The sequence below is a fragment of the Halomonas chromatireducens genome, from assembly GCF_001545155.1.
GTDB classification, from domain to species: Bacteria; Pseudomonadota; Gammaproteobacteria; order Pseudomonadales; family Halomonadaceae; genus Halomonas; species Halomonas chromatireducens.
Map to the genome: position 1 here is coordinate 3238644 of NZ_CP014226.1, position 24613 is coordinate 3263256.

Sequence of the window (24613 nt, forward strand, 5' to 3'; positions counted from 1 at the left end):
CAAGACTGGACCCTCCAGGAAATGGCCGCCAATTGACATAGCTGCTACAAGTAGGGGCTGGTCACTCTCTGCATCATCGGCTAGGCTGATAGATTCAAACATTTGTTCGAAACGCCATTCTCAACGGAGACGAGGCATGCTCACCCTGATACTGCTCCTGCTGACGATCGTCGGAATCCTGGTGGTCATGCGCCGCGAAGCCGGCGCCGTGCCCGCCTTGACGGTCCTGGCCGTGCTCGGCCTGGCCGGCCTGCTCCTCGGGTCGCCGGTGCTTGGCGTGCTGCTCCTGATCGGCGCTGTCATCGTGGCCGCCGCCGGCCTCCCGGCACTGCGCATCCAGTGGTTGTCGCCGCGGCTTTTCGCGATGTTCAAGCGGGTCGCTCCCCGGGTTTCCGACACCGAACGCACCGCCCTGGAAGCCGGTACCGTTGCCTGGGATGGGGAGCTGTTCTCGGGACGGCCACAGTGGACCAGCCTGATGCGCTATCGCGATGACGGCTTGAGCGACGAAGAGCAGGCCTTTCTCGACAACCAGTGCTCGGTTGCCGCCGGCATGTGCAATACCTGGGAAATCGCCAAGGAGCGCGCCGACCTCCCGGAGGAGCTATGGCAGTACCTCAAGAAAGAGGGCTTCTTCGGCATGATCATTCCCAAGGAGTATGGCGGCCTGGGCTTCTCCGCCAAGGCGCAGTCCATGGTGCTGCAGAAGCTGACCGTCAGCGAAATGCTGATGATCACCGTGGGCGTACCCAACTCCCTGGGACCGGGCGAGCTGCTGCTGAAGTACGGCACCCAGCAGCAGAAGGACCACTACCTGCCACGGCTGGCCGATGGCCGCGAGATCCCCTGCTTCGGCCTGACAGGCCCTCGCGCCGGGAGCGACGCCACTTCACTGCCGGACACCGGCATCGTGTGCAAGGAGGTCGTCGACGGCAAGGAGGTGCTGGGCCTGCGACTCAACTTCGAGAAGCGCTGGATCACCCTGGCACCCATCGCCACCGTGGTCGGGCTGGCCTTTCGCCTGTTCGACCCGGACCACCTGTTGGGTGAAGAGGAAGACCGCGGCATCACACTGGCGCTCGTACCCCGCGATACGGCCGGCATGGAGATCGGTCGCCGTCATCATCCCATCGGCAGTCCTTTCCTGAACGGCCCCATCAAGGGCACGGATGTCTTCGTGCCGCTGGATACCATCATCGGCGGCACCGAGATGATCGGCCAGGGCTGGCGCATGCTGGTGGAGTGCCTCTCCATCGGCCGCTGCATCACCCTCCCCTCCGGCGCCAGCGGCACCATTCGCTACGCCATCGGCTGGACCGGGGGCTTCGCCCGGGTACGCCGCCAGTTCAATGTCCCCGTGGCCGAAATGGAGGGCGTACAGGAACCCCTGGCCCGCATGGCTGCCCTGGGCTATATCGCCCAGGCTGCCGTCTACCAGACCGCCAACACCATCGATCGCGGCGAGAAGCCATCGGTACCCTCGGCGATCCTCAAGAGCCAGCTCACCGAGTTCCAGCGGGACGCTCTCTCCCACGCCATGGACATCCACGGCGGCAAGGCCGTGACCCTGGGGCCACGCAACTACATCGGCATCGGCTACAGCAGCAACCCCGTCTCCATCACGGTGGAGGGCGCCAATATCATGACCCGCAACCTGATGATCTTCGGGCAGGGCGCCATACGCTGCCACCCCTTCGTCCTGGAGGAACTGGCCGCCATGAATGCCGACGACCTCAAGGCCTTCGACCGTGCCTTCTTCGGCCATGCCGGGCTGATCTTCGGCAACGTGGCGCGGGCGTTCACTCTGGCCTTTGGTATCGGCAAGGGCAGTGTCCCCTTCGATGCCGCCGCCGCGCCCTATGCCAAGGACATCAACCGGATTTCCGCCGGCTTCGGGCTCTGTGCCGATGCCGCCATGGCCAGCCTGGGCTCCTCATTGAAGCAGCGCGAGCTGCTGTCGGCGCGGCTGGGCGACGTGCTCTCCAACCTCTACCTGGCCTCCATGGTGCTCAAGAGCTGGAAGGAAGGCGACAAGGTCGAGGGTGAGGCCGCGCTGTTGCATTACAGCTGCACCTTCCTGCTGGAGCGTGCCGAACAGGCACTGGACGAACTGTTCGACAATATGCCGAATCGCATTCTTGCGGGCACACTGCGTGCGGTGGTGATGCCGCTGGGGCGTCGCTGGAAGCGCCCCCACGATACCCTGACCCGAGAGATCGCCCAGGCGGTATCCCGTGACAGCGCGCTCCGCACCAAGCTGCTGCGGAACACCTGGGACGCCCAGGATGGCGTCAAGGACAATCCTCTCGCCCACTACAACGCCCTGCTGCACGAGTACGACCGCGCCGAAGCGCTCTATCGCACGCTCAACAAGGCCTTCGCCAAGGGCGAGCTGCCGATGTATGCACTCCATCCGGAACAGCGTGTGGAAGCGGGCCTCGAGGCAGGGATCATTTCCGAAGAGGATGCGGTCTTCATGCGGGCCTTCGAGGCGGAAGTGCTGGAAATGCTCACCGTCGACGACTTCGAATACGACGAATTCGCCACCGACAAGGAAAATATCCTGCGCCACAACGCTGCCTGATCGCTTACGGCGCTCTAAAAAAACGCCCCGGCACACTCACCGTGCCGGGGCGCTTTCATTTTGCGCTAGGGTGGCCAGACCAATAGAATCATGGGAATTGCCACCACCAGCACTACAAGTGACAACGGCAGGCCGAACTTCCAGTAATCGCCGAAACGATATCCACCGGGACCCATCACCAGAGTATTGGACTGATGCCCGATGGGCGTCAGAAAGGCGCAGGAGGCGCTGACTGCCACTACCATCAGAAAGGGGTCGGGAGAAGCCTCAAAGCCACCGGCCAGACTTGCCGCTATCGGTGCCATAAGAACGGCGGCAGCGGCATTGTTGATCACGTTGGAGAGCAGCATCGCGAGCAGGAACAGCACCACCAACGTCACCACGATGGGCCAGTCAACGCCGAGAACCAGCAGGTTCTCGGCAATCAGTGCCGCCCCTCCGCTGGTTTCCAGCGCCTGCCCCACCGGGATCATTGCCGCAAGCAGCACGATCACCGGGCCGTCCAGGGCCTGATAGCCTTCACGCAGCGGCAGCACCCCAACCAGCAGCGCAAGCAGCGCTGCAGATGCCAACGCCACCGCAGCCGGCAGCAGGTCGAACATCATGGCAAGGATCGCCGCCGCAAAGATCAGGACCGATACAGCCAACAAGCGCGGTTGGCCAAGGGTCAGATTGCGGCTCGCCAAAGGCAAACAACCCAGCGTAGCCAGGCTCTCGGTCAGGTTGCTCTCACCACCCTGCAACAACAGGACATCGCCGGCACGAAAGCGAATATCGCGCAACCGCTGCCTGAGCCGACTGCCGTCACGAGCCACAGCAACAAGATGCAAGCCATACTGGTTATGCAGACGCAGCTGGGTGACAGTTCGATTGACCATCATCGAGTCATTGCGCACCACCGCTTCGACCAGTTCAAGCCCCTCGGTATCGATCCCCCTCTTCTCTTTCTTCTTCGTCCTTTCCTTCTCTGGCTTGTTGCTCTCTTTGCTATGCGGCTCCACGCCCGACGCAGGCTGCTTGGAAGTTCTGGGTTGCTCTTTCGATACGTCGTCCTCTTCCCCCTCTTGGCTTTCGTCTTCAGCTTCCTCGTCTACTGCTTCCGCGTCCTTCGGGTCGATACCCAGCCGCAATCCGGCCTTGTCTTCGAGCAGCTTCATCTCCTCCGGCCCCGCTTCGACCAGCAGTATGTCCCCCTCTTTCAGGACACTCAGAACCGCGTGACCGGCACGCCGCTTGTCGTCCCGCACCACCGCCAGCACCGGGATGGTTTCCTCCAGCTCTTGCTGCAGCTCACGCAGGGTCCAGCCCACTGCCTTGGACTCTTCCTCCACCCTTACTTCGACCAGATAGTGGGCGGTATCAAACATGTCTTCAGTGGATGCCTTGCCAGCACGCTGCGGCGCTAGCCGCCACCCAACCAGAACAATGAACAGCAAGCCTGCCAGGGCAACCGCCGCCCCGACCGGAAAGAAGGAAAACATACCGAAGTTGTCCCCGGTGATGGAGCCGCGATAACTGGAAATGATGATATTGGGTGGCGTACCGATCAGAGTCGTCAAGCCGCCGAGCAGTGATCCGAAGGCCAGCGGCATCAACAGCAGTGAGGGGGAGGTGTCGTGCTCCCGCGCCAGGCGCATGGCCACGGGCAGCAGCAGAGCCAGTGCGCCGACATTGTTCATGAAGCCCGAGAGCACGACGACAGTGCCACTCAACGCCACCAGCTGCAGGAATAGACGATCGCCTACCTTGAGCACCTGCTCGGCGATCACGTCCACCACCCCGGAGCGCTCGAAGCCGCGGCTCAGCACCAGCACGGCTGCCACGGTAATCACCGCCGGATGGCCAAAACCGAGGAATGCTTCCTCGCCGGGCACCAGGCCCAGCATGACCGACCCCAGCAGGGCCGTCAGCGCCACCAGGTCGTAACGGAAGCGCCCCCATACGAAGGCGGCAAGGGTCAGGCCGAGAACGATGAAGACCAGCGTATGGTCGGCCATCCGGTCACCTCCCTGTGATTGCAATGCGTTCCAGCACAACAGCAGTCAGGGAAAAAATCCAGCCTTTTCCGCAGGATCCCGCCCTACGCTGAGGCACAAAAAAACCCGGACTGAGCCGGGTTCTCTGCCTGAAGGTGGTTACTTCGCCATTTTCTCCAGCATGGCATTTACCGCATCGAGGTGTTCCGGTTCGTTGTGGCACATACCCTGGAAGACGGCACAGACGTCGAGGAAGTCCTTGAGCTCCATGCGACTGCCCATCTTCATCAGACGCTTGGTCAAGCGAGTCGCCCTGGGGGGCTGGGTGGCCATTCGGGTGGCAAGCTCTCCGACACGCGCCATCAGGGCCTCCGGTTCGGTGACTTCCAGCACGATGCCGTACGTCTTCGCTTCATCGGCATCGATCACGCGGCCGGAGAGAGTCAGCTCGAAGGCGCGCTGATAGCCGATCAGTCGCTGCATGAACCAGGCACCGCCGTCTCCGGGAATGATGCCCAGGTTGAGGAAGGTCTCGCCGAACTTCGCCCTTTTCGAGGCGATGCGGATATCCGCCATATTGGCCAGGTCGAAGCCGGCACCGATGGCCGGGCCGTTGACCGCGGCGATGATCGGCACCTCCACCGCCTGAAGCGCCAACGGGATACGCTGGATGCCACGCCGGTAGCGAGCGGCGACCTCGGCCACGTCGCCGGCGAAGTCGCCGCCGCGGTTGGCCATGTCCTTGACGTTGCCACCGGCCGAGAAGGCACTGCCCTCGCCGGTGATCACCAGTACCGAGACATCGTCACAGTGGTTGACCCACTCGGCGGTGGCGACGATGTCATCCACCAGGGCGGTGCCGGTCAGGGCGTTACGCACGTCATGGCGGTCAAGGGTCAGGGTCGCCACCCGCCCTTCCAGGCTCAGGCGCGCGTCGGTCAGAGTCGGTTGAGACGTGGAGTGGCTCATGCGTGGGCTTCCTTGTCAGTGCTCTCTATGGTGCGATCCACGATAACCCGAGCATCCACCACCGCATAGCCATCGGCGTGGGCAATCACTGGGTTGAGGTCCAGCTCGGAAAGCTGGGGATAGGCTTCGACGATCCGCGATACCGTCAACAGCAGGTCGACCAGAGCCCCCTTATCCACAGCCGACTCGCCACGCACCCCGGAAAGGATCTTCTTCGCCTTGATCTGTTCGACCATGCTGGAGGCATCTTGGCGCGTCAGCGGTATCGAGCGGAAGGCCACGTCCTCGAGTATCTCGACGAAGATGCCACCCAGGCCGAACATGAGCACCGGGCCGAAGATGGGGTCCCGGATCACGCCGACGATCACCTCCACCCCCTTCCTGGCCATGGGTGTCACCAGCAACCCTTCGATTTCGGCATCGGGATCGTAGGCCCGACAGGCATCCAGTATCTCCGCACGGGCCTGGCGCAGCGCCTGCTCGCCAACCAGGTTGAGCTTGACGCCACCGGCGTCGGACTTGTGCAGGATGTCCCTTGAAACCACCTTCATGGCCAGCGGCGTATCACCGGCGGTCCCACGGAACCGGGCGGCGGCCTCGACCAGCTCCTCTTCACTACGAACCACCAGTTCAAGGGGCACATCGATGCCATGATCGCGCAGGAGCTGCTTGGCCTCGTACTCGAAGAGATCGCGCCCCTCGGCCTGGGCTTGCGCGAACAGGGCGGAAAGCGCCGGCTTCGGTTCCACGGCGGTTTCGGGTGGCTGGCCATGGCTCTGCGCCAGGTACTGGCCACGCTCACCCAGGGCCGCCAGCACCCTGACCGACTGCTCGATGGAGGCGTAGATGGGCAGGCCAGCCTCGTGCAAACGGCGCAGGGCAGGCGGCTTGATCGGCGTATAGAGGCTGTAGATCACAAGCGGCTTGGTGGTGGCCTTGGAAAGATCCACCATGGCCTCGGCGCCGCGCATCTCATCGCCCAGCAGCGACTCTGCGAAGCGAATGCTGTAGCCACCGAACATGCCGACCAGGAACACGCTGTCGACATTATCGTCCTCGGCGACGATCTCCATGCAGGTGGCCAACAGGGAGGGGTGGGCGTCCGTGGAGCCGGCCACGTCCACCGGATTGACCGTGGAAGCCTGGGGAATCAGGATATCGCGCAGGCGCTGACGGGTGGCATTGGAGAGTTCGGCGAGTTCGAGTCCCGCCTCGGCCAGGCGATCCGAGGCGATGGTCGCCTGGCCGCCACCGTCCGAGATCACCGCCACGCGCTTGCCCCGCGCCTTCTGCAACAACCCCAGCCCCTCGGCAACCGGCAGGATCTCGTCGGAATACTGCACGACGCTGACTCCGGCCTGGCGCAGCAGGTCCACGGTCATGGCGTAGCTGCCGGCCAGGGCGCCTGTGTGGGAGCTGGCGGCTTTCTGGCCCTGCTCGGTGGAGCCGGACTTGTAGACCACCACCGGCTTCATGGCGGTGACATCGCGGGCGACTTCCAGGAACTTGCGACCGTCGCGAAAGCCTTCCACATAGAGGGCGGCGACCCGTGTGTTCTCATCCTCGCCCAGGTAGCGAAGGTAGTCGTTGAAGCCAATGTCGCTCTGGTTTCCCGGGCCCACATAGGTGCTGAAGCCTACCTGTCCGTTGTGCTGTGCCTCCAGCGCCAGCGACAGCAGCATGTTGCCGGACTGGGAGATGATGCCCACATCGCCCGCCTTGACGTTGTCGAGCGCCAGCAGGTTGATCCTGTGGTGCAGATTGAACACGCCCGACGTATTGGGACCGATGATACGCACGCCGTGTGCCTCGGCCCTGGCCATCATCTCGCGCTCGAGGGCGATCCCCTCGTCGCCGGTCTCGGCGAAGCCGCTTGCCAGGATGATCGCCCCCTTGATGCCACGCCGTCCGCACTCTGCAATGAGGGCAGGAACGGTGGCCGCCGGGGTACAGATCAGGGCGAGCTGGGGGTTGCCCGGGATAGCCGTCACAGAGGGCCAGGCCTTGATTCCCAGGATCATGTCGGCCTTGGGGTTGACCGGGTAGATTTCGCCTTTGTAGCCGTCCTTGATCAGGCCGACCATGGCCTTGTAGCCGCGCTTGGTGGGATCGCTCGAAGCCCCGACCACGGCAATGCCGGTCGGCGCCAGGATATCGTGGAGCGGGCTGCGGGTCGGCAGATGTCCTTCGATGGGATTCATGTTTCGCTTACCTTGGCCTGTCACTGGCCCTTGAAGTTCGGGGTACGTTTCTCGGCGAAGGCGTCGACGCCCTCCTGCCAGTCTTCGGTGGTCGAGCAGGTGAAGACGGCGTCCAGCTCCTGCTGCAACTGCCCTTCCAGGTCGGTGTGTCCGCCCTGGTTCACCAGGCGCTTGAGCATGGCGATTGAGACAGGCGCCTGCTTCGCCAGATCGCCTGCCAGGCGGTGGGCCTCGTTCAACAGCGAATCCTGGGGCCAGCTCGAAGTGGCAAGGCCGATCCGCTTCGCCTCCTCGCCATCGATACGCCTGCCGGTGAACAGCAGCTGGCGCGCCATGTTCAGCCCCACCAGCTGGGGCAGGAGCTTGGAAACACCGCCGCCGACGCAGGTACCGATACTGGTCTCCGGGAAGCCGATCTGTGCCTCGTCGGCCATGACGATGAAGTCGCAGGAAACCGCCATCTCGGCGCCGGCGCCCAGGGCGTAGCCGTTGACGGCCGCAATCACCGGCTTGCGCAGGCGCAGGATCGCTTCGCAGACGTCGTTGCCGAGCTGCAGGTACTGACGACGCTGGAACAGCGTGCGCTTGGCACCTCCATGCTCCTTCATGTCGGCGCCAACACAGAAGGCGCGCCCCTCACCGGTCAGGATCACGGCACGAATGTCGTCATCCGCTTCGGCGCTGGCCAGCGCCGCCAGCAGATCGGTATAGAGGGTCTCCACGACGGCATTCAGCCGATGGGGGCGATTGAAGCGTATCTCCAAGACGCCACCCGTATGGATGATATTCAGGGTTTCGGGACTGGGGCTGGAACTGGCTTGAGTCATGGGCTAACCGGGTACTCTCGTGATCGAACGATGGCTGTGGATGGCTGCATAACACCCGATAGCGCAACCTCCGCTGGAAACAAACGTACCATTATGAAAAACATATTGGTACAGATGTATTGTGGGCATCCTAGCCAAGCCACGGATCCTCGTCAATACGCACGTATTGAAAAATAACAGAACAGGGAACAAATGTTTCATTCATTGACGAAGTCCATGCGTTACAATGCCGAGCGACGGCTACCGGCCGCCCGCATCATGCCACTGGGGGTACCGCTCCCCTGCAGGAGACCGACGTGCTGGAACAGGAACCGCAGAACGCCGACGCACAGAATAACGAGACCAGTCCACCATCGGATCTGGATACCGTGAACCAGCAGCTGGCCGCCGCCTATCCGGAGCTCAGCCCGCAGCTGAAGCTTGCCGCCGGCTATGTGCTGGAACATCCGGTGGAAATCGCCTTCCAGTCGATCCGCAAGTCGGCCGCGGCGGCACGGGTAACCGCCTCGACTCTGGTGCGCCTGGCCAAGCGACTGGGATTCGACAGCTATGAGCAGTTTCGCGAGGTATTCCAGTCGGCGGTGCAGGCGAGTCCGGTGGAACTTTCCGGGCGGGCCAGCAATCTGCGCAACCTGGCCAGTCAGACCGATGACCAGGTCTTTCTCGACGTGGGCGACGCGGCCTTCGACAATATCGGCCGGCTCTTCACCGCCGATACCCAGGCCCGGGTCCGCGATGCGGCCAGGATGCTGCTCGGCGCCGAAAAGATCGCCGTGGTGGGATTTCGAGACACCTTCGCCTGTGCCTACCACTTCGCCTACGTGGGCCGTATCGCCATGCCCAACATCCAGCTCATACGGGGTCAGGAAGGCGGACTATTGACCGAGCTGGCCCCCTTCGGCGAAAAGGACCTGGTGGTGGCCTTCGGCTTCGAGCCCTATTGCGGCGAAACGGTGCGCGCCCTCGATATCGCCCGGGCCAATGGCGTCCGGCCCATCGTGGTGACCGACACGCTGCGCTCCCCCCTGGTGCCCGGCGCCGCCATCACCTTCACCGTGGCCAATGCCACACCACACTTCTTTCCCTCGATCCTTTCCGCCATCACCCTGATCGAAGTGCTGCTCGCCGAGTGCGTGGCCTTCGGCCCCGACCGCCTGGTCGATAACGTGGCGAGCTTCGAATCGCGAATGCGTGAGATGGGTGCCTATGTCAGCAATGAGTAGCGCACACAAGACGCCGCCGGCCCTGGAACGGGAACCGGCGGCGCAAGGCGAATCAGAAAGGGTTGTGGGCGATACCGATCAGGGAATCAGGATAGTGGAACCGGTGGTCCTGCGGCTTGCCAGGTCCTCCTGGGCCTTGCCCACCTCGGCCAGGGAATATTTCTGGCCGATATCGATCGTGACCTTGCCGCTCTTGAGCATGTCGAACAGCTCATTGGCCATCATCTCCAGGCGCTCCCGGGTGTCGGCATAGCCATTCAGGCTGGGACGGGTCACGAACAGCGAGCCCTTCTGGTTGAGGATGCCGATGTTGACGCCCTCGACCGCTCCCGAGGCGTTGCCGAAGCTGACCATCAGTGAACGGGGCTTTAGACAGTCGAGCGAGATCTCCCAGGTGTCCTTGCCCACAGAGTCGTAGACCACATCCACCATCTCACCATTGGTCAGCTCACGCACCCGCTCGACAACGTCTTCCTTGGTATAGTCGATGGTCGCCCAGGCACCGTTCTTCTCGGCGAGAGCGGCCTTCTCCGGCGAACTCACGGTGCCGATCAATTTTACGCCCAGCGCCTTCGCCCACTGGCAGGCAATGGAGCCCACACCCCCGGCCGCTGCGTGCCACAGAATCGTCTCGCCACCCTTGAGAGGGCAGGTCTGGCGCAGCAGGTACTGAACCGTCAGCCCCTTGAGCATGCAGGCGGCCGCGGTTTCCACATCGACGCCCTCAGGCAGCACCACCACCTTGGCGGCGGGCAATACATGATAGTCGGCATAGGAGCCCAGCGGACCCTGGGCGTAGGCGACACGGTCTCCCACCTCAAGGTGCGTCACACCATCACCCACGGCGTCGACCACGCCGGCGCCTTCGGTCCCCATGCCGGACGGCAGCGACGGCGCCGGGTACAGCCCGGTACGGAAGTAGATATCGATGAAATTGAGGCCAATGGCGTGGTTCTGGATGCGAACTTCGCCGGGTCCCGGTTCGGCAGGGGTTACCTCGAGTAGTTCAAGAACCTCCGGCCCACCGGTGCGGGAAAACTGGATACGCTTGGCCATGGCGCTATATTCCTTTCTTCGTTTGATGGGTGTTTAGTCAGGGTAGAGTCCTATCCAAACGCCGAATACGGCAACGGTCAAGGGTCGTGGCTACCGGTGGCCGCACTCGAGCCATTCTCAGGCAGGAAATGCCGCCAAGGCAGCGACGAAGAGGCCCTTCTCCTGTTCGAAGAAGCGGGGATCGTGCTTGAATCGCCGCAGGATCGCCGCCTCATCAAAATCCAACGCCGGTTCCACGTCGCTGATGGCCTGTGCCGGGTGCCCCTGGGCCAGGCCGATTCGGCGCCCACCGGGAGCAGCAAACCAGCGCGAAATGCCACAGCGCCGGTAAAAGGCTTCGGTGTCCGGGTCAGTTGCCTCCACGCGCAGCGGCGCCTTGAGCGCAAGCTCACGAATCAGCCGTCGCTCACTTTCACGATCACCGCTGGGCGATGCGCTCAGCCCCAGCACCATGCCGGTCCCCGACTCGTCGAGCACCAGCAGCGCCAATGCACCGGGACGCTCCTGATCGTCAACCAGCCCCCAGAGGCGAGCGGCTTCATGAGCGAAGAGTACCTGCCGCACCCCCGAAAAAGTGACCAGGGGCGTCAGCCCTGCCTCTCGGCCGTAGATGTCGGCACAGAGCCTGGCCAGCCAGGCATTGCGCTGCTCGTCACGCTCGGGGGTCATCACCTTCATGCCATGCCTCGCTGCATCGTTCAAAGCCCGAAAGCCTAGCACAATCAGGCTCGTCTCCGCCCGTGCCATGGACCTTGAGAGTCGCTATTCTGTCACCTGTAGCCAATAGACTAGTCAGGCCGCCCACGGAGTCACTGCATGCCGCAACATCCCGACATCACCCTGCCCCGTCTTATCGCCCACCGGGGGCTTTCCGCTCACGCACCCGAGAACACTCTGGCTGCCGTACGTGCCGCCTTCGACACCGGCTGCCACTGGGTGGAGCTGGACGTACAACTGCTGGGCGACGGCACCCCGGTGATCTGGCATGACCCGACCCTCAAGCGCTGCTCGGATGGCCATGGTCAGCTATCCCGACTCAGCCTGGACGAGGCACGTGGGCTCGACGTTGGCTCCTGGTTCAGTGATGCCTTTCGCGGTGAGCGCATGGCCACCCTTGCCGAGATGCTGAAGCTGCTGGCGAGCCTGGACATGGGGGTCAATCTGGAGCTCAAGGTCGGGCGCAACCGCAGTGGCATCGAGCTGGCCGATAGCGTGGTTCCCCACCTGCTCAAGGCACTCCCCCCTGAACGCATCATCCTCTCCTCCTTCGACATGGCCTCGCTGCAATACGCCAGGTCGCTGGCCGATGCATCACGCCTACCGATCGGCGTGCTCACCGAAAGCATTCCACAAAAATGGCAGCCCCGCTGCGAGACGCTCGATGCCTTCAGCGTTCATACCGACTGGACACGGCTCACTGCCCGGCGCGCCCGGGAGATCAAGGCGGCCGGCTACCGGCTACTTTGCTATACCCCCAACGACCCAGCTGCCTTCGCCCGCCATTGGGACTGGGGCGTCGACAGCGCCATCAGCGATGATCCGCCCTGTTTCGCCAGCATTGCACCGCCCCCGGCCCTGGCTTGACCAACCGAGCCCAGGACTGCAGGACCCATGGATCATGGGCCGGCGACATCGGCCATTGTGGCCTACGGTATGAGGTGCATCCCACGCTGATAAAGCGAGTTGGCTAACAGGAGAAGAGGCAATGGAACTGCTGGATCGCATCACGGACTACCTGATCGACAATGAACTCACGCTCGCCACCGCCGAGTCCTGCACCGCGGGCCTGATTATCTCGGAGCTGGCTCGGGTTCCCGGCAGCGGCCAGAGCATCGACTGCGGCCTCGGGGTCTATTCACCCCAGTCGAAGAACCGCTATCTCGGCGTCAGCTTCGACACCATCGAGAGCCACGGCCTGACCAGTGAGGCCGTGGCCAGCGAGATGGCCGCCGGTGCCCTGAACAACAACGATGCCGACGTGGCTCTGGCCAACACCGGCATCGCCGGCCCCAACCCTGGCGACGACGATACGCCCATCGGTACCGTCTGCTTTGCCTGGGCGTTCCGTCAGAACGGCGACCACCATCATTATTGCGAAACCCGACGCTTCGACGGCACGCGAAACGAGGTGCGCCTTGCCGCGGCCCACTACGCCCTCGAACGCCTTCCCCACTACCATCGGCTGTGCCTGGAGAGTGCAGCCAAAGGCTCGGAAGAGGCGCGCTCACGGCAAGCCCGCCAGCGGGCCATCGGTGTCCAGTTACATGCCCGCAGCGAGATCGATCCCCAGCATGAAATCGAGCGGCGCCGCGATTTCCTTTGCCGGAAGATGCAGGAGAGCGGCCAGACGACACTGGTGCTGGGGATCAGCGGCGGCGTCGATTCCACCGTAGCTGGCCGCCTGGCCCAGCTTGCCGTGGAGAAGCGCCGCGAGCAGGGCGGGCAGGCCAGGTTCATCGCCATGCGCCTGCCTTACGGCGTACAGCAGGATGCCGACGATGCCGACAAGGCGCTGGACTTCATCCAGCCCGACGACGTGTTCGATGTGAACATTCAGGGAGCCAGCGATACGCTGCTGGAATCGCTGGTAAGCGGCGGCCTGACGATCGAAGACGCCGGCCAGCGTGATTTCGTGCTGGGTAACATCAAGGCACGCCAGCGCATGGTCGCCCAGTACGCCGTGGCCGGCGCTCGGGGGGGCCTGGTCATCGGCACCGACCAGGCCGCAGAGGCACTGATGGGCTTCTTCACCAAGTACGGGGATGGCGCTTGCGACGTAGCGCCCTTGACCGGGCTGAACAAGCGCCAAGTGCGCCAACTGGGGATGCAACTGGGTGCGCCAAAAGCACTGGTGACCAAGGCACCCACCGCCGATCTCGAATCGCTCGCGCCCCAGAAGCTCGACGAAGAGGCGCTTGGCGTCAGCTACGAGGAGATCGATGCCTTCCTCGAGAACCGGGAGGTCTCCTCACAAGCCTTCGAGACCATCGTGACCACCTATAGACGCACCGCGCACAAGCGCGATCTCCCGATCGTCCCGGACTGAACAGGCTACAACGCAAGCGGGCCGACACCTTGGGTGACGGCCCGCTTGCCGTGACTAGCGTGGGGTCATTGCGTCGCCGGCCGGGAGTGCGCAGCGTCTTCCTCGTCCCGCTCCACCACCATGTCGTCCTCCACCGAGATGGGCTCCTGCTCCTCAGCCTCGCGGGCGCCGCGGGCGCGGTGTTCGATCAGGAAGTAGAGGATCAGGCCAATGCCCAGGCCCCAGGCCGCACCGTGGGTGGCCAGCACCACCCCCATGATGCCCGCCACGCCCATGGCGGTGGCGTTCTTGATCTGCTCCACGGCCACGGCGATACACAGATAGCCGGTGATCAGCAACGTAATGGAGAGCGCGATCGGCAGCACCGGACGGAAGAAAGTCACCAGCGGCAGCAGGAACAGGGCGAAGAAGCCGACGATCCAGAACACGCCGGTACCAGAGTAGATGGTATCCATGGTCTTGCGTCCGTAGCGGTAGCGCTCGGTTACCGTAGCCATGCCACCGGTGAAGAGCGGCCCGGCCAGGCCGGGATAGGGGGCCAGAAGCGAGTGCATCAGGTTGCGCAGGCCGGTGATCAGGTGTACCCGGTCGATATTCACCTCGATCTTCTCGTCCGGGCGCAGATGGTCGACCCGCTTGAGCAGCGTCTGGCCCACCACGATATCGCCGAAGGCGATAATGTAGGCAATGATCGCCGTGGGAATTGCCGCCACCATCAGCTCGATGGGCGGCGCACCGATGGAGAACGGCAGATAGGCCCAGATACCGGCGAAATCGGGCGCAGCAATACCCCACTCCACCGTGGGCATCGAGTACTCACCGACACCCCAGCCGATCGCCATGGTAATCAGCATGCCCGGCACCATGCCGAAGGCGACGATGTTGCGGGCCCAGCGATACTTCTCGGCCAGATCGCGGAAGGAGAGCGAGAACAGCACGTAGAGCGTGATCAGTCCGCCGATGCCCAGCGAAATCGGCGTGTTGTAGAGCCGGCCGCCTTCGACGATCTCCCCACTGATGGCCGCAATGCCCGCGCCGAGCAGGATACCGGCCTTGATCGAAGCCGGCACGTTGTTGACCAGCTTGCTGCCCAGCCGGGTAACGGCCATGAACAGGAAGATCGCCGTCACCATCAACTGCAGCGCCACCATGGCGCGAATCGCCTCGGGTCCTGGCTCAAACTGGCCGATGAACAGCAGCACCACGGGAATGGCCGGAGTGATCCAGCCGGCGATGAACGGTACCCCCAACAGCGGCGGAAGAATGAAGCCGATGCCGCAAACCACCACGAATGCCAGGCCGACCTCATAGGGCACGCCCAGGTACTGCTCCAGCAGCGGGATCATCCCCAGGGAGATGACGAACATCACCATGGCCTGGATGGTTTCGGGTATGGCCCACTTGAAGTGGATGAAGGGCAGGCGGACCTTGAAGGGTCCCAGTGGCCAATAGGGATGTTCCTGGCCGTATTCGCGTTTGAGCAGCACGTCGACACCTCAGCGGTTCTGTTTGTTGAGCGGTCCTCTTGGTCGGTTGTTGTTATTCTTGGCTGATCTCGGTTGTACGCATGTCTGACGCGGCGCAACATTCGACCATCTGACATATGGACAAGTGAAAAACTGATGAAACTTGTCGACAACATTACAGAATATAACGTGGTGATTTGGCACCAACGCCGCAGCTGCGGGCAGTTACCGAGAAATATGAGGGGAGTTGTCGACAAGATTACAGCAAAATTAGGGAAGTTAACGTTAACGTCAAGCCACGACTCCGACGACTGAATCCGCCGAGAAGCTATGGTAACGCGACAGCAACAAAGCCGGCTGGAATGAGTGTAGAACTAAAGAATGAGAGGGCGACGTGGATTCAGCCCCCAAGCAGGCGTTCGATGGCCGCCATGTCCAACTGCGCTTCCAGGCAGTCGGCCAGCCGGTCAAGTTCACTTTCCCGATGGGCCTGGTGATCCACCGCCGCACCCTGGGCATCCAGCCCGCAGCGAGCCAGCAACGCCTCACACGCTGCCGGACAGTCGAACAGGCCGTGGAGATAAGTGCCCATGATCTGGCCGTCGTCGCTGACCGCGCCGTCGGGTCGGCCGTCCAGCTCACATAGCGGGCGCGCCAGGGCAGGTCCCTCGCTCATGCCATTGTGGATCTCGTAGCCGCTGATCGGCATGCCTTCGGGTAGCAAGCGCCCACTCACGTTGCGCAGCTGCTTGCCTGCCACCATGCGCGTCTCGACATCGAGCAGGCCGAGCCCGGGCGACGAGCCGGCTGGCCCTTCCAACCCGTCGGGGTCGTGAACCATCCGGCCCAGCATCTGGAAGCCGCCACAGATGCCCAGCACCTTGCCGCCGTAGCGCAGATGGCGCTGAATCGCCGCTTCCCAGCCCTGGGCGCGCAGCCAGGCGAGGTCGGCTTGGGTGCTCTTGCTGCCGGGCAGGATGATCAGGTCTGCAGGGGGAAGGGACCGGCCCGTTCCGACCTGATTCGGCCCGATAAAGCTGAGTTCGACCTGTGGATGCAGGCGCAGCGGGTCGAAGTCGTTGTGATTGCTGATGCGCGGCAGCGCCGGCACTAACACCTTGAGGGTATCCCCCTGCCCCACCCGGCCGCTGCGACCGATGCTGTCCTCGGCGTCGAGCAACAATCCCTGCAGATAGGGCAGCGTGCCATATACCGGCTTGCCGGTCCGCTCGGTGAGCCAGTCGAGGCCCGGCTCGAGCAGAGCGATATCGCCGCGGAAGCGGTTGACGATGAAGCCGCGGGTACGTGAGCGCTCGCTCTCGCTGAGCAGCTCCAGGGTGCCGACCAGCTGGGCGAAAACGCCGCCGCGGTCGATATCGCCCACCAGCACGACCGGGCAATCGACCATCTCGGCGAAGCCCATGTTGGCGATATCGTTGGCGCGCAGGTTGATCTCCGCCGGGCTGCCCGCGCCCTCGGCGATGATCACGTCATATCGAGAAGAGAGCGCCTGCCAGGCCGCCAGCACGCTCTCCCGCGCCGTGCGCTTGTAGGCGTGGTAGTCCAGCGCATCCATGTGGCCGAGGACCCGGCCCCGCAGGATCACCTGGGCGCCGCGGTCGCTCTCGGGCTTGAGGAGCACCGGGTTCATGTCGCTGTGGGGCTCGACGCCTGCCGCCAGCGCCTGAAGCGCCGTGGAGCGGCCGATCTCGCCGCCGTCCACCGTTACCGCGCTGTTCAGCGCCATGTTCTGGGGCTTGAATGGCGCCACCGACACGCCCCGCCGCGCCAATACCCGGCACAGCCCCGCCACCACCGTGCTCTTGCCGGCATCCGAGGTGGTGCCCTGGATCATCAATGTCGCCATGGGATTAAAGCTCGATTCCCTTCTGGGCCTTGATTCCCTGCTCCTTGAAGGCGTGCTTGATCACCTTCATCTCGGTCACGGTATCGGCCAGCTCAATCAGCTCCTGGGGGGCATAGCGACCGGTAACCACGGCGTGCTGCATTTCCGGCCGTGCCTGCAGATCATCGAGAACTCGGTCAAGATCGAGGTACTCGTAGCGCAAGGCGATATTGAGCTCATCGAGGAGCACCAGGTCGAAGCTGGCATCAGACAGCATGCCGCGGGCCACCTCCCAAGCGGCCTCGGCGGCGCGGGTGTCTCGCTCACGGTCCTGGGTATCCCAGGTGAAGCCCTCGCCCATCACGTGGTATTCGACGCCAGGCTGCCGGCGGAAGAAGGCCTCCTCGCCGGTCTCCCGCGTCCCCTTGATGAACTGCACCACGCCCACCTTCATGCCGTGGCCAAGCGCCCGGGCCAACATGCCAAAGCCTGAGCTGCTCTTGCCCTTGCCGGGGCCGGTGAGCACCAGCAGCAGCCCCTGCTCCTTCTGGGCGCTGGCAATGCGCTCGTGCATGATCTTCTGCTTGGCAGCCATGCGCTGGGCGTGACGCTGGGGGTCCTTGGCATTCTCTCGCATGGGTCACTCCTTAGTGAAACGCAGCGGTTCGCCGCAAAAGATGGCAGCGGTCAATGCCGGCGCCGAAGGAAAATAGCCATGGAAATAGCTTGCTACCAGCCTGCCTTCGACAAAGACCGGCTCGGCAGGACTGCCAGCCAGGCGCCGGGCGTGGGCCGCCGGCTCGAGAGGTGTTTCCAGCAGCGAGTGGTGGTAGGTGTGGCCACGCAGCTCCCCGCTCTCGGTCGTCAGGCTTTGCAGGCCCAGGGCCGTCAGCTTGCCGGCCATGCGTGCGGTGCCGGGCAACAGCCCCAGCATGGGATGCTTGCGCCCCTCACCATCCACCAGGGACTCCATACACGCCATCAGGCCACCGCACTCGGCGAGGATCGGCTTTCCTGCCTCTCGATGGACGCGAATCGCGCCAAGCATCGGCGCATTGGCAGCGAGCTTTGCCGCGTGCAGCTCAGGGTAGCCACCAGGCAGCCAGAGGGCGTCGCATGCGGGTAGCTCGGACTCGACCAGCGGCGAGAAGAAATGCAGCTCGGCGCCCATCTGCGTCAGCAGATCGAGGTTGGCGCGATAGAGAAAGGCGAAGGCGTCGTCCCGAGCCACGGCGATCTGTACGCCATCGAGCAGGCGCGGCGGCGGCTCGGGGGCCTCGGCCTCGAGCGTCACCCGTGCCGGCAAGCGGTCGAGGCCCGCCTCCTTGAGCACCTCGGCGGCGGCATCAAGTTGCGCATCCAAGCCAGCGAGTTCGCCGGCCTGCACCAGTCCCAGGTGGCGGTCGGGGATGGTCATCGCCTCATGTCGCGGAATGGCACCGAGCAGGGAGAGCCCCACCGGCATGCTCTCCGCCAGCAATCTGCCGTGACCCGGGCTGCCGACCCGGTTGGCGATCACCTCGTGAATGGCCAGGCCGGGATGATAGTTGGCCAACCCCTGGGCCACGGCACCGAAGGTCTGGGCCATGCCCCAGGCATCGATCACCGGCAGCGCCGGCAGCCCGGCGAGTATCGCCAGATCGGCGCTGGACGGGTCGCCGTCAAACAGCCCCATGGAGCCCTCGACCAAGATCAGGTCGGCTTCCCGGGCGGCCTCGGCCAGCCGCCAGCGACACTCGGCCTCGCCGGTCATCCAGGGATGCAGCTGATAGACCGGCTGGCCCGAGGCCACTTCCTGCACCATAGGGTCGAGATAATCCGGGCCATGTTTGAAGACACGAACCTTGCGGCCCGCATTGCGGTGCAGTCTCGCCAGCGCCGCGGTGACCATGGACTTGCCCTGGCCGGAGCCTGGGGCGGTGATCAAGGCGGCGTGGCACTCGCCGCGAATGGTTGTGGTTGTCATATCACCTCGCAGGAACGAAAACGGGGGAACCGTCGATCTCGGCGGTAGCCAGGGGCTGGCCATAGAGCCGCTCCAGGGCACTCGGCACCAGCATGGTCTCGCGAGGGCCCCAGCAGGCCTCGCCGCCGGGATAGAGCAGCAACAGATGGTCGCACCAGCGTGCCGCCAAGTTGAGGTCGTGGAGACACATCATTACCGCATGCCCTGAAGCGGCCTGCTCGGCGAGCAATGCCATGACAGCGGTCTGGTGGTGAAGGTCCAGGTGGTTGGTGGGTTCGTCGGCAAGCCATATCTTCGGCCCCTGGGTCAGCACCGTGGCAATGGCCAGGCGCTGACGCTCGCCGCCGGAGAGGGTGTTCACCAGCCGGTCGGCCAGGTGTGCCACGTCCAGGCGGGTCAGGGCCGCCTCGGCCAGGCGCAGGTCTTCTCCTCTCTCCATCTGCCATGGCGACAGGAAAGGGTGACGGCCAATCAGAGCGGTCTCACGCACCGTGGCTGGGAAGCCATCCTGACTATCCTGGAATACCAGGCCCAGCGACTGGGCTATCTCGCGGCGGCCCAGCCTAAAGAGCGGACGATCATCAAGGGACACTTGGCCGGCACGCACCGCACGCAGGCCGGCCAGTGTGTGTAGCAAGGTCGTCTTGCCGGCACCATTGGGACCCAACACCCCCCAGACCTGGCCTGGCTCGAGACAGAGATCCAGTGGCTGCCCATCGGCACGGCCCGGCACGTCGATGACCAGCTTTCTCGCCTCGAGACGGCTCATCAGCGGCTCCGGTAGAGCAGGTAGAGGAAGGTCGGAACGCCGAGCAACGCCGTGATGACGCCTACCGGCAATTGCTCCGGGGCGATCATGGTACGTGCCAGGGTATCCGCCAGCACCAGCAGGGTACCGCCGGCCAAAGCGCAGGCTGGCAGGATGAGGCGTTGATCGTTGCCCAGCACCAGGCGCAGCATATGCGGCACCACCAGGCCGACGAAGCCGATGCTACCGGCGGTGGTCACCGCCATGGCGGTGAGCAGGCTTGCCGCAATATAGATCAACCACTCCAGCGGGCGAACCGACACCCCCAGCGCCGCGGCTTGCAGCGGCCCACGCGCCAGTACGTTGAGGCTTCGCCCCAGCGGTATCACCAGCAGGCAGACTGCCATGAGCAGCGTCAATGGCGGCCAGGGCGTGCGCGCGTAGGAGAGATCGCCCATCAGCCAGTAGAGCATTCCCGGGAGCCGTTCGGCGGGGCTGATCGCCAGCATGAGGGTGATGACCGCACCCCAGCCGGCGGCCACCACGACCCCGGTCAACAGCAGCCGCGAGGGAGTCCAGCTGCCGGTGCCATGGGCCAGGCCGAATACCAGCAGGGTGGAGAGCAGGGCACCGCCAAACGCCGAGCCGGAGATCACCATGCCTCCCATGCCCCCTAACATCGCCGCCAGGGCGCCCACCGACGCGCCGCCGGATAGCCCCAGTACGTAGGGGTCGGCCAAGGGGTTGCGCAACAGCACCTGCATCAGCGCACCCGCCACCGCCAGCAGCCCGCCCACCGCGAAGGCCGACAGGGAACGCGGTACCCGCAATTCGAGGACCAGCGTGCGCGACAGGGCCTCTCCCCCGCCACGCAGCACCGCCCATAGTTCGCCGGCCGCCACGTTGACGCTGCCGACGCTGACTGACAACGCCAGCGCCGCCAGCGATGCCGCCAGCAATATCCCGAGGGGGAAACTCAACTGTCGCATCAGGCTGGTCTACCGTCTGCCACGTGCCACCTCCAGCTTCTCACACAGGACCCGGCTGCCTTCCAGCAGACGCGGCGTCGGACGCTGGATCAGCGATGGAGGAACGAAGAAGAGATTGCCCCGGGCCACCGCCGTCAGCGTCGGATACTGCTCCCAGTGTGTCAGCCAGTGGCGATTCTCCTCGCCCATGCCGCCGGCGATGATCGCCTCGGGATCGGCGGCCAGTACCGACTCGTCATCGATACGCGGCACCAGTCGCGGCAGTTCGCCGAAGACGTTGATACCGCCGCACAGGGAGACCACCTGGCCATGGCACTACTAAGACTCACGCCCTGTGACGGCGAGATCGACTTAGGTGGAGCACGTCTCGACCGCTTGAGCGGTAACGCNATCAAACAACGGATGTGCCTGGGATTTCCAGCCCCGCGGCGTTCAAGGTCGACGGTTGACAGCTCCGGGGCGCTTGAGTAAGATTCGCGCCACCTCGTTGAAGCGAGACGGCTGCGTCCCATTCGTCTAGTGGTCCAGGACACCGCCCTTTCACGGCGGGAACAGGGGTTCGAACCCCCTATGGGACGCCATTCTGCTCTGCAATCTATCTCCCCAAGGCGCCTGGTGCGTCTTTTTTTATTGCCGCGTCACGCTCAGGACGACGGCGGCTTTCGCTTGCGTGTAAAAGGCATTGAACCGCCGGTTTTTCGCTATTTAGGGCTTGACTTGTCCACTCGTCCAAGTCACCCAGGGGTCCCCTGTGTGCAGTTTTGACCATCTCGCTGCACCCTTGATGTTTTCGATAAAATCTATATATTTCAATAGGTTGCAATAGGTCAAAAATTAACCAATCTAACGGCAAGCCTCTGTTCATGCCGATTCGATGGCGTTTTCTGACGGTTGTGAACAGGGTTATCCACAGAATGTGTGGAAAACGTCCCGACGTGCTGATGGACGGCGATTCGTGCCTCATGGGAGTGGCAAGTCAAGCACTGAATTGTCGTTTTTTATGCTTGGCCGTTAGAGAGGGGCGAGGGCGTCACTGCAGGAGTGACGCCCGAGTTGAACCTCTAATCGCGGCCATGGCTGCGAAGACGGCGAAGCAGCGATGAAGTATCCCAGCGGCCGCCACCCATAGCTTGCACGTCGCCATAGAACTGGTCCACCAGTGCGGTCACCGGCAGACGGGCCTGTAGGCGGCGAGCCTGCTCGAGGCATATGCCCAGGTCCTTGCGCATCCAGTTCACCGCGAAGCCGTGCTCATACTCGTCTGCAGCCATGGTCTTGTGACGATTTTCCATCTGCCAGGACCCGGCGGCACCCTTGGCGATCACATCGATGACCCGCTGCTGGTCCAGTCCGGCCTGCTCGGCGAAGTGCAGACCCTCGGCAAGGCCTTGCACCAGGCCGGCGATGCAGATTTGATTGACCATCTTGGTCAATTGGCCGCTGCCGGCAGGGCCCATCAGAGCCACGGCGCGGGCGTAATGGGCGAGAGTGGCCTCGATCCGGGAAAATTCGCGCTCTTCGCCGCCGCACATGATGGTCAGAGCGCCATTGATCGCGCCCTGCTGGCCGCCGGAAACCGGAGCATCGATGAAGCCGATGCCTTGCGCGTGACAGATGTTGGACAGCTCTTCGGCCAGATCGGATGAAGCGGTAGTATGGTCGACCAGCAGGCTGCCGGCGGCCATGCCGTGCAGGGCGCCCTGTGAGCCCGTTGTTACCTGGCGAACGTCATCATCGTTACCCACGCAGACCATTACCAGATCGGCCCCCTGGGCCGCTTCCTGAGGGGTTGTGTGGTGGCTGCCGCCATGTTCGGCGACCCAGGCCTCGGCTGTGGCGGTGGTTCGGTTGTAGACGCGTACCGTCAGGCCCTGCCTGGCGAGGTGGCCGGCCATGGGATAGCCCATGACGCCCAGGCCGATAAAGGCGACAGTCGAGATCGTCTGGTGCATTGATGATTCCTTCTCGTTGGTGACGGAGGTATATGTCCGCTCAGGTAAAGTCTCTGGGGCTGTACGCGAAAGGCCGCCCGATGGGCGGCCTTGCGGTACCGAGCGGCCTTGGCCGCATCCTGCCGGGTAGTGACAGGATAGATTACTTGGCTGGGTAGTCGCGCTGCGGATGGCCAATATAGAGCTGGCGCGGGCGACCGATCTTGTAGTCTCCGGTGATCATCTCGTGCCAGTGGGAGATCCAGCCAATCGTGCGCGACACGGCGAAGATTACCGTGAACATGTTGGTCGGAATACCCATGGCCTTGAGGATGATGCCGGAATAGAAGTCGACGTTGGGGTAGAGCTTGCGCTCGATGAAGTACTCGTCCTCCAGCGCGATCTGCTCCAGGCGCTTGGCGATCTTCAGCTGCGGGTCATCGGCCATGCCCAACTCGGCCAGCACTTCGTCGCAAGTCTCCTTCATGACCTTGGCGCGGGGGTCGAAGTTACGATAGACGCGGTGGCCGAAGCCCATCAGGCGGAAGGGGTCATCCTTGTCCTTGGCCTTGTCGACAAAGCGCTGGATATTTTCTTCGGAGTCGTCGCCGATCTCATCGAGCATGTTCAGGACAGCTTCGTTGGCGCCACCGTGAGCCGGCCCCCATAGCGCGGCAATGCCGGCGCTGATGCAGGCGAACGGGTTGGCGCCGGTGGAGCCGGCCAGGCGCACCGTGGAGGTGGAGGCGTTTTGCTCATGGTCGGCGTGGAGCATGAAGATACGATCCATCGCCTTGGCGAACACTGGGTTGGTCTTGTACTCCTCGCAGGGGTTGCTGAACATCATGTAGAGGAAATTCTCTGCATAGTTCAGATCGTTGCGCGGATAGTTGAACGGCTGGCCGATGTTGTACTTGTAGGACATCGCGGCGATGGTCGGCATCTTGGCGATCAGGCGGATGGCGCTGATTTCGCGATCCTCGGCCTTGGTGATGTCCATGTGGTCATGGTAGAAGGCCGCCAGGCCGCCGACCACGCCGCAAAGGATCGACATCGGGTGCGCGTCACGCCGGAAACCCTTGAAGAAGTTGTTGATCTGGTCGTGGACCATGGTGTGGTTGCTGATGCGCTTCTCGATATCGGCATACTGTGCATCGTCCGGCAGTTCGCCGAACAGCAGCAGGTAGCACATCTCGACGAAGTTGGACTCCTTGGCCAACTGCTCGATGGGGTATCCCCGATGCAGCAGCACCCCCTTGGCACCATCGATATAGGTAATGGCAGATTGGCACGAGGAGGTTGCCATGAAGCCCGGGTCGTAGGTAAACAGGCCTTCCGCGCCGAGGCCGCGCACATCTACCACATCGGGCCCAAGGGTGCCCGAGTAGACCGGCAGTTCGACCGGGTTATCCAGTCCGTCTACCGTCAGTGTCGCTTTCCTGTCAGCCATGCTGGCCTCCTCTCGAAGTCGAATTGAAACGTTAAGTCGTTATTTCGCAAACAGTGTTTTCTTATGTTGGGCCGCGAAAAAGGTTCGCCCACTATAGAAGCGTTCCCGGGATTGTCAATTAACCTTAAGCGACAGCATGGCTGTACAAAAATGTTGAGACGTATAAGTAACTGTACAATAATTGATGCTATGCACCATGGATGCTGCATGCGTCGGTCAGTTGGCGCGTCGCTGGCTGGGCCGTCATGGGCAACGGGCTTGAACCATGGTCGAGTTCGGTGGGTGTTCATTTGTCACTAGGGGTTCATATCCCTATAATCCACTGCGCGCGACTG

Annotated in this window: 18 protein-coding genes, 1 tRNA gene and 1 pseudogene; 5 read left to right on the forward strand and 15 right to left on the reverse strand. The window is 63.3% G+C overall.

All coding sequences use genetic code 11. From position 1 onward, the window contains the following. Window positions 1–136: 136 nt before the first annotated feature. Window positions 137–2584, forward strand: coding sequence for an acyl-CoA dehydrogenase (locus LOKO_RS14965; protein ID WP_066451133.1), 2448 nt, complete (start codon window positions 137–139; stop codon window positions 2582–2584). A 65-nt stretch (window positions 2585–2649) separates the two neighbouring features. On the opposite strand, the gene LOKO_RS14970 is transcribed toward LOKO_RS14965, so the two are convergent. From LOKO_RS14970 to LOKO_RS14985, 4 genes are all read right to left on the reverse strand, one after another. Further along, window positions 2650–4581 carry an SLC13 family permease gene (locus LOKO_RS14970; protein WP_066451136.1) on the reverse strand — a complete coding sequence of 644 codons (1932 nt, stop codon included), beginning with the start codon at window positions 4579–4581 and terminating at the stop codon, window positions 2650–2652. A gap of 138 nt (window positions 4582–4719) precedes the next feature. Continuing rightward, on the reverse strand, window positions 4720–5529 hold the full coding sequence (locus LOKO_RS14975; protein WP_066451140.1) for an enoyl-CoA hydratase-related protein: 810 nt from the start codon (window positions 5527–5529) through the stop codon (window positions 4720–4722). Continuing rightward, window positions 5526–7730 carry an acetate--CoA ligase family protein gene (locus tag LOKO_RS14980; protein ID WP_066451141.1) on the reverse strand — a complete coding sequence of 735 codons (2205 nt, stop codon included), beginning with the start codon at window positions 7728–7730 and terminating at the stop codon, window positions 5526–5528. Before LOKO_RS14980 ends, LOKO_RS14975 begins: the two co-directional genes overlap by 4 nt. Window positions 7731–7750: 20 nt before the next feature. After that, window positions 7751–8557, reverse strand: a complete 807-nt coding sequence (locus LOKO_RS14985) for an enoyl-CoA hydratase/isomerase family protein (protein WP_083517609.1) — start codon at window positions 8555–8557, stop codon at window positions 7751–7753. A gap of 296 nt (window positions 8558–8853) precedes the next feature. Here LOKO_RS14985 and LOKO_RS14990 point away from each other — a divergent pair, with 296 nt between their 5' ends. After that, complete coding sequence (locus tag LOKO_RS14990) at window positions 8854–9780, forward strand: MurR/RpiR family transcriptional regulator (RefSeq protein ID WP_066451143.1); 927 nt, start codon at window positions 8854–8856, stop codon at window positions 9778–9780. A gap of 78 nt (window positions 9781–9858) precedes the next feature. Here LOKO_RS14990 and LOKO_RS14995 read toward each other — a convergent pair whose 3' ends face one another. Together LOKO_RS14995 and LOKO_RS15000 are read right to left on the reverse strand one after the other, a co-directional pair. Beyond that, window positions 9859–10836 (reverse strand): NADPH:quinone reductase, encoded by a 978-nt coding sequence (locus tag LOKO_RS14995; protein WP_066451145.1) that lies wholly within the window; start codon window positions 10834–10836, stop codon window positions 9859–9861. A gap of 117 nt (window positions 10837–10953) precedes the next feature. Further along, complete coding sequence (locus LOKO_RS15000) at window positions 10954–11514, reverse strand: hypothetical protein (protein ID WP_066451147.1); 561 nt, start codon at window positions 11512–11514, stop codon at window positions 10954–10956. Between the two features lie 138 nt (window positions 11515–11652). On the opposite strand from LOKO_RS15000, the gene LOKO_RS15005 reads away from it, so the two are divergent. Both LOKO_RS15005 and nadE read left to right on the forward strand, forming a co-directional pair. Next, the gene (locus LOKO_RS15005; RefSeq protein ID WP_066451149.1) at window positions 11653–12420 is read left to right on the forward strand and encodes a glycerophosphoryl diester phosphodiesterase; all 768 of its coding nucleotides are present in this window, start codon (window positions 11653–11655) and stop codon (window positions 12418–12420) included. Between the two features lie 121 nt (window positions 12421–12541). Then, window positions 12542–13882, forward strand: coding sequence for an ammonia-dependent NAD(+) synthetase (gene nadE / locus LOKO_RS20525; RefSeq protein WP_083517610.1), 1341 nt, complete (start codon window positions 12542–12544; stop codon window positions 13880–13882). A gap of 65 nt (window positions 13883–13947) precedes the next feature. Here nadE and LOKO_RS15015 read toward each other — a convergent pair whose 3' ends face one another. The 7 genes and pseudogenes from LOKO_RS15015 to LOKO_RS15045 form a co-directional block, all read right to left on the reverse strand. After that, window positions 13948–15369 (reverse strand): xanthine/uracil/vitamin C permease, encoded by a 1422-nt coding sequence (locus tag LOKO_RS15015; protein ID WP_066451151.1) that lies wholly within the window; start codon window positions 15367–15369, stop codon window positions 13948–13950. A 379-nt stretch (window positions 15370–15748) separates the two neighbouring features. Next, window positions 15749–17215: a cobyric acid synthase gene (locus LOKO_RS15020; RefSeq protein WP_066451159.1), complete on the reverse strand. Its 1467-nt coding sequence runs from the start codon at window positions 17213–17215 to the stop codon at window positions 15749–15751. 4 nt (window positions 17216–17219) lie between these two features. Continuing rightward, entirely contained in the window at window positions 17220–17831 is a 612-nt protein-coding gene (gene cobO, locus LOKO_RS15025; protein ID WP_066451169.1) for a cob(I)yrinic acid a,c-diamide adenosyltransferase, read from the reverse strand. 3 nt (window positions 17832–17834) lie between these two features. Then, the gene (locus LOKO_RS15030; RefSeq protein ID WP_066451172.1) at window positions 17835–19160 is read right to left on the reverse strand and encodes a cobyrinate a,c-diamide synthase; all 1326 of its coding nucleotides are present in this window, start codon (window positions 19158–19160) and stop codon (window positions 17835–17837) included. Between the two features lies 1 nt (window position 19161). Then, window positions 19162–19929 (reverse strand): ABC transporter ATP-binding protein, encoded by a 768-nt coding sequence (locus LOKO_RS15035; RefSeq protein WP_066451174.1) that lies wholly within the window; start codon window positions 19927–19929, stop codon window positions 19162–19164. After that, a complete protein-coding gene (locus LOKO_RS15040) occupies window positions 19929–20897 on the reverse strand; it encodes a FecCD family ABC transporter permease (protein WP_066451177.1) in 969 nt (322 codons plus the stop codon). The genes LOKO_RS15035 and LOKO_RS15040 overlap by 1 nt, the downstream gene beginning before the upstream one ends. 9 nt (window positions 20898–20906) lie before the next feature. After that, window positions 20907–21206: pseudogene (locus tag LOKO_RS15045) on the reverse strand (TroA family protein); the annotation flags it as partial. A 196-nt stretch (window positions 21207–21402) separates the two neighbouring features. Between LOKO_RS15045 and LOKO_RS15050 the strand changes: the two are divergent. Continuing rightward, window positions 21403–21478 (forward strand) — tRNA-Glu (locus LOKO_RS15050). 480 nt (window positions 21479–21958) lie between these two features. Here LOKO_RS15050 and LOKO_RS15055 read toward each other — a convergent pair. Both LOKO_RS15055 and gltA read right to left on the reverse strand, forming a co-directional pair. Continuing rightward, the gene (locus LOKO_RS15055; protein ID WP_066451179.1) at window positions 21959–22849 is read right to left on the reverse strand and encodes an NAD(P)-dependent oxidoreductase; all 891 of its coding nucleotides are present in this window, start codon (window positions 22847–22849) and stop codon (window positions 21959–21961) included. Between the two features lie 142 nt (window positions 22850–22991). Next, window positions 22992–24278, reverse strand: coding sequence for a citrate synthase (gltA, locus tag LOKO_RS15060; protein WP_066451181.1), 1287 nt, complete (start codon window positions 24276–24278; stop codon window positions 22992–22994). Window positions 24279–24613 lie beyond the last annotated feature (335 nt).

Excerpts from the sequence above, each read along its gene's own strand:
- LOKO_RS14965 (WP_066451133.1), top strand. The coding sequence starts at position 137 with ATGCTCACCCTGATACTGCTCCTGCTGACGATCGTCGGAATCCTGGTG.
- LOKO_RS14970 (WP_066451136.1), bottom strand. The coding sequence starts at position 4,581 with ATGGCCGACCATACGCTGGTCTTCATCGTTCTCGGCCTGACCCTTGCC.
- LOKO_RS14975 (WP_066451140.1), bottom strand. The coding sequence starts at position 5,529 with ATGAGCCACTCCACGTCTCAACCGACTCTGACCGACGCGCGCCTGAGC.
- LOKO_RS14980 (WP_066451141.1), bottom strand. The coding sequence starts at position 7,730 with ATGAATCCCATCGAAGGACATCTGCCGACCCGCAGCCCGCTCCACGAT.
- LOKO_RS14985 (WP_083517609.1), bottom strand. The coding sequence starts at position 8,557 with ATGACTCAAGCCAGTTCCAGCCCCAGTCCCGAAACCCTGAATATCATC.
- LOKO_RS14995 (WP_066451145.1), bottom strand. The coding sequence starts at position 10,836 with ATGGCCAAGCGTATCCAGTTTTCCCGCACCGGTGGGCCGGAGGTTCTT.
- LOKO_RS15000 (WP_066451147.1), bottom strand. The coding sequence starts at position 11,514 with ATGAAGGTGATGACCCCCGAGCGTGACGAGCAGCGCAATGCCTGGCTG.
- LOKO_RS15005 (WP_066451149.1), top strand. The coding sequence starts at position 11,653 with ATGCCGCAACATCCCGACATCACCCTGCCCCGTCTTATCGCCCACCGG.
- nadE (WP_083517610.1), top strand. The coding sequence starts at position 12,542 with ATGGAACTGCTGGATCGCATCACGGACTACCTGATCGACAATGAACTC.
- LOKO_RS15020 (WP_066451159.1), bottom strand. The coding sequence starts at position 17,215 with ATGGCGACATTGATGATCCAGGGCACCACCTCGGATGCCGGCAAGAGC.
- cobO (WP_066451169.1), bottom strand. The coding sequence starts at position 17,831 with ATGCGAGAGAATGCCAAGGACCCCCAGCGTCACGCCCAGCGCATGGCT.
- LOKO_RS15030 (WP_066451172.1), bottom strand. The coding sequence starts at position 19,160 with ATGACAACCACAACCATTCGCGGCGAGTGCCACGCCGCCTTGATCACC.
- LOKO_RS15035 (WP_066451174.1), bottom strand. The coding sequence starts at position 19,929 with ATGAGCCGTCTCGAGGCGAGAAAGCTGGTCATCGACGTGCCGGGCCGT.
- LOKO_RS15040 (WP_066451177.1), bottom strand. The coding sequence starts at position 20,897 with ATGCGACAGTTGAGTTTCCCCCTCGGGATATTGCTGGCGGCATCGCTG.
- LOKO_RS15055 (WP_066451179.1), bottom strand. The coding sequence starts at position 22,849 with ATGCACCAGACGATCTCGACTGTCGCCTTTATCGGCCTGGGCGTCATG.
- gltA (WP_066451181.1), bottom strand. The coding sequence starts at position 24,278 with ATGGCTGACAGGAAAGCGACACTGACGGTAGACGGACTGGATAACCCG.